4 protein-coding genes are annotated in these 4,466 nt (G+C 40.6%); 2 read left to right on the top strand and 2 right to left on the bottom strand.

The features are described from left to right. Positions 1–151: 151 nt before the first annotated feature. Together AC5JMK_RS12695 and AC5JMK_RS12700 are read right to left on the bottom strand one after the other, a co-directional pair. Positions 152–1,018, bottom strand: a complete 867-nt coding sequence (locus AC5JMK_RS12695) for an NAD(P)-dependent oxidoreductase (protein ID WP_096675065.1) — start codon at positions 1,016–1,018, stop codon at positions 152–154. Positions 1,019–1,394: 376 nt separating this feature from the next. After that, positions 1,395–2,618 (bottom strand): class I SAM-dependent methyltransferase, encoded by a 1,224-nt coding sequence (locus AC5JMK_RS12700; RefSeq protein ID WP_495910239.1) that lies wholly within the window; start codon positions 2,616–2,618, stop codon positions 1,395–1,397. An 88-nt stretch (positions 2,619–2,706) separates the two neighbouring features. On the opposite strand from AC5JMK_RS12700, the gene AC5JMK_RS12705 reads away from it, so the two are divergent. Together AC5JMK_RS12705 and AC5JMK_RS12710 are read left to right on the top strand one after the other, a co-directional pair. After that, complete coding sequence (locus AC5JMK_RS12705; protein WP_495910240.1) at positions 2,707–3,384, top strand: Uma2 family endonuclease; 678 nt, start codon at positions 2,707–2,709, stop codon at positions 3,382–3,384. 4 nt (positions 3,385–3,388) lie between these two features. Next, positions 3,389–4,423 carry a glutathione S-transferase family protein gene (locus AC5JMK_RS12710; protein ID WP_495910241.1) on the top strand — a complete coding sequence of 345 codons (1,035 nt, stop codon included), beginning with the start codon at positions 3,389–3,391 and terminating at the stop codon, positions 4,421–4,423. Positions 4,424–4,466: the final 43 nt, after the last annotated feature.

Genomic DNA, 4,466 nt, shown 5'->3' on the forward strand with positions numbered 1-4,466 from the left:
GAGGGCTATGAGGCTTATTATGTCTGCATCATAGCACTTTTTGTCGCCCCGTCAGAATCTTTTCCTTTGGCGTAAAAGTAACCTTGAGTTGATATTTGATTTAATTTCATCTAAGAGGATGTTTGAAAACTCTGAAATGCCAACATTTTTCTTAATTTTCTCCTGATTTAATTACAGAAAATATAGACGAATAATCTTCGTGAGCAAATGACATTTTCATTGCCATTTCTAATATTTTTCTTACGCCTTCGATACTGCTGACATTCAAACCAGCTGCTTTTGCTTCTTCAATAAAGAAATCAGTATCTTTCATCAGGTGTTTGGTGGGAAAATTGGGATTAGCATAATTTCCTTCCAACATTGTTTGCAACTTTTTGTCGAAAATTGGGGCATAAAGGACGCTTTGACGCAGAATGTACATAAATAGGTCTTCGTCAATGCCATAACGCTGGATAAAGCCAAGACTAAGCGCAAAACTTGCTGTAAGAGAAGCAATTAATTGATTTAAAGCCAGTTTCAGGGCCGCCGCAGTTCCCACTGACCCAACTAGGACAGGTTCTGGACTAAAATGTTTTAATAACTCTAAGTGACGTTGGTATTGTTCTTGATGCGCCCCTACCATCACAATTAAATTCCCAGCTTGGGCTTCTGAGATACTGCCGAGTACTGGTGCTTCTAGATACTCACCACCTGCGGCAACTACTGCATCTCTAATTTCTCTACTTTCGGTAGGAGTAATAGTCCCCATTTGAATGACGCTTTTTCCTGCTACAGCTTGTGAAGATCGGTCTGAAAGTAAGACACTATAGATAGCTGCGGCATTCGTTAGCATCAAAATCACACAGTCGGCTGCATTAATTGCTTGATAAGCTTTTTCTGCTATTTCCGCACCAGCTGCTTTTAGCGGTTCTAACTTTTCTGGGGTGCGGTTATAAGCAATTAGCTGGACTCTTGCTTCTAACAAATTATGTGCCATTGGCAGTCCCATTAATCCAGTCCCCAGAAATGCTACCTTCATTTTTACGTTCCTTTGGTAGAGCGATCGCTGTTGATCAGTTATCAGTTATCAGTTAGTGGTTAGTATTTTGTTTGCTCGCTTGTCCCCCTTCGCTTGTCCCCTTGTATCTACCAACCACTAACAAGTTTTTTTAGCCGCCTGCGGCAAAAGTCACCATAATCATTACTGAAAGTAAAATGCCGGGAATTAGTAATACGATTAGCATTAATAAGTCATGGGTGGTCATAATTATTACCTTTTGACTAAAGAAGGATAAAATGTATAACGATAAAGGTTAAAAAATAAAAAATATTTACTTCAGCCTTTATACTTCATTCTTCAGCTTTTAATGGTAAATTAGTTTTCACCCAAGTGAGATTAATATAGTTTTAATTTTTCAATTTAATATTGGTAGGTCTGGCACTGTAAATCCCTTGAGTATTAAAAATGTTTCTGTTTCCTTGAGTCCTTTACTTTGTGCCAAGACACCAAATCCACCCAATCCAAAAGGATCTAAAAGCTGACGCAACGCATCGCGACGACGCAGTAAATCTGAAATAGGTTGGTTTGTATGAGAAAGGCTAACCATGCGATCGCCTAAACCCAACGCCATCAAAAATAATTCTTGCTGCGTCCAACCAATTTTAGCTAATCCGCAGCGTTCACCCCATCTTTCCAAAGCTGTAAAATCAACATGGGCTGTGATGTCTTGTCGCCCAATATTGATGTATGGGTTATTATGGCGCTGATGATGCCAGTAACACTGTAGTGTACCTTGCGATCGCCTGGGATTATAGTAACGACTTGCTGGATAACCATAATCTATAGTTAACACATACCCTCGTTGCAAACGGTCTGCTACTACACCTAACCAATCTAGCGCCGCTAAATTTATTTCACTGCGATAACCTTCTGGATAAACATTTTCTATCAACTTAATACCAACTAAATCAAAGTATTCAGCCAGTCTTGGTGTGGAAGGTTCAGCGATGACTTCCTTAAAGAGAGTGTGGGGAGAGGGGGAAGTGAATAATTCTTGACTATTGACAATTGACTCTGGTTGTAGAGTTACATAAATTTCTTGCAGTTGCCCTTGCTCTAATATAAATTGATGTACTGGTAGAGCATCCACCAATTCATTTGAGAAAAAGCAGCCGATAATAGAGTTACTAAGTATTTCATCTAAACTGCTTTTGATTTCAACTGTGAATCCTTGTAGGCGTTGCTGTTGTTCTTGTCTGAGAATAGGCGACTTTTCTACAATGATGTAGTTTAGGGCAGCAAAAAAATTTGGATAGCGCAGCTTCAGGTAATTTAAAATATCTAGTGCTAAATGTCCTTGTCCTGCACCCATTTCTACCAAAGAAAAAGCCGCAGGTTGACCTAAAATTTCCCACATTTGGACAAATTGTTCAGCTAGCAACTCACCAAAGTCAGGGCCAAGATGGACAGAGGTGAAAAAGTCGCCCTGCTTACCGATATTCACGGCTTGGGTAGAATAGTAACCATAGTCAGGACTATACAATGCCATATCCATGTAGATGGCAAAAGTAATTCGCTGATCAGGACTATTAGCAATGCGATCGCTTATAGCAGCACATAATTTTGGATGAGAATCCATAAACTCTGAGATTTAAAATTTTCTATATATGAATTAAATCGGATTACGATGCATAATCCCTGTGAAAAATTAAAACTTATTTCTTCCTATGTCAGCCATATCTACTACTAATTTTCCTCCTTTAGAAAGTGGCGATCGCTTGACTCGTGACGAATTTGAACGCCGCTATCAGCTAATGCCGCAAAATATGAAAGCAGAATTCATCGAAGGAGTTGTATACTTGGCTTCACCTGTACGTGCTAGAGGTCACGGCAGACCTCATGCGAAAATAATGACTTGGTTGGGAACCTACACTGCTGCAACACCCGGAGTAGATTTACAAGATAATGCTACAGTACGTCTTGATGCGGACAATGAACCCCAACCGGACGCTTTATTACGAATTGAACCGGGGGTAGGTGGCAATTCCCGTATTAATGAGGATGATTATATTGAAGGCACACCAGAATTAATCGTAGAAATTGCTGCTAGTAGTGCTGCTTATGACTTGAATGATAAGCTGAATGCCTATCGCCGCAATGGCGTCAAAGAGTATATTGTTTGGCAAAGTTACGAGAATCGCCTAGATTGGTTCAACTTACAACAAGGACGATATGTTTTGCAAGAACCAGATGTAGATGGAATAATTCGCAGTCAGATTTTTCCGGGATTATGGTTGCTGGTTGATGCTTTGCGAGAAGGTAACATGGCTGAGGTTCTAGCAGTTCTGCAACAGGGTTTGCAAACAGCAGAACATCAAGTATTTGTGGAGAAACTCAGGGGTTAAGATTGTGCAGGACAAGAAGCCAAACAACGAAAACATCAAGAAAAAAGGCAAGTCACTGCCTTCTGGTATAATTATCCGGTTGGGGAAATTTGTCTGGACGACTATGTGGCATATTATGATGTCAAATCTCGCCCCTCGTAACCAGTCAGGAGAATATATCCGTCCAGCGAGTCAGTTTCGCAACTCTATTAGTACAGAGGTAGACAATCCTTATCAACCCCAAGCAGGACGCTATCGCCTTTATGTGGGTTTAGGGTGTCCTTGGGCGCATCGAACTTTAGTTGTGCGATCGCTCAAAGGTTTGGAAAATGCCATACTAGTTTCGATTGTGTCTCCTTCACCAAACGAAGGTATTTGGGTTCTCAACCAAGAAGAAGAAAGTTGTCGCACTCTTCCCGATGTTTACAATTTAGCAGTACCTGGTTATCAAGGACGTTGCACTGTTCCCGTACTCTGGGATACGCAAACCAAGACGATAGTTAATAACGAAAGTGCAGAGATTATCGTTATGTTGAATTCTCAATTTAACGAGTTTGCGACTAATTCCGGACTTGATCTTTATCCAGAAGAACTACGTGAGCAAATTGACCGTTGGAACGAGAAAATTTATCATACAGTAAACAACGGTGTCTATCGCTGCGGTTTTGCCCAAAGTCAACAAGCCTACGACAAAGCTTGTAACGAATTGTTCACCACTCTTGACGAAATTGACGCAGCCTTATCAAAGAGTCGCTACCTGTGTGGAGATCGGGTAACGCTAGCAGATGTGCGTTTATTTACTACCTTGTTCCGTTTCGATGTGGTTTATTACGGTTTATTTAAGTGCGATCGCCACAGAATTCAAGACTACGAAAATTTAGGCCCTTATCTACGTGATTTATATCAGCTACCAGGAGTTTCTGACACTTGTGATCTAAATAGCATCAAGCGAGACTACTATGGGAACCTCTTCCCACTCAATCCCGGTGGTATCATCCCTAGTGGCCCCGATGTCAACAATCTATTGAAACCACATCGTCGTCAAGAAGTTAGTTGTTAGTTGTTAGTTGTTAGTTGTTAGTTGTTAGTTGTTAGTTGTTAGT

This window comes from Pelatocladus sp. (assembly GCF_059505505.1).

Excerpts from the sequence above, each read along its gene's own strand:
- AC5JMK_RS12705 (WP_495910240.1), top strand. The coding sequence starts at position 2,707 with ATGTCAGCCATATCTACTACTAATTTTCCTCCTTTAGAAAGTGGCGAT.
- AC5JMK_RS12695 (WP_096675065.1), bottom strand. The coding sequence starts at position 1,018 with ATGAAGGTAGCATTTCTGGGGACTGGATTAATGGGACTGCCAATGGCA.
- AC5JMK_RS12700 (WP_495910239.1), bottom strand. The coding sequence starts at position 2,618 with ATGGATTCTCATCCAAAATTATGTGCTGCTATAAGCGATCGCATTGCT.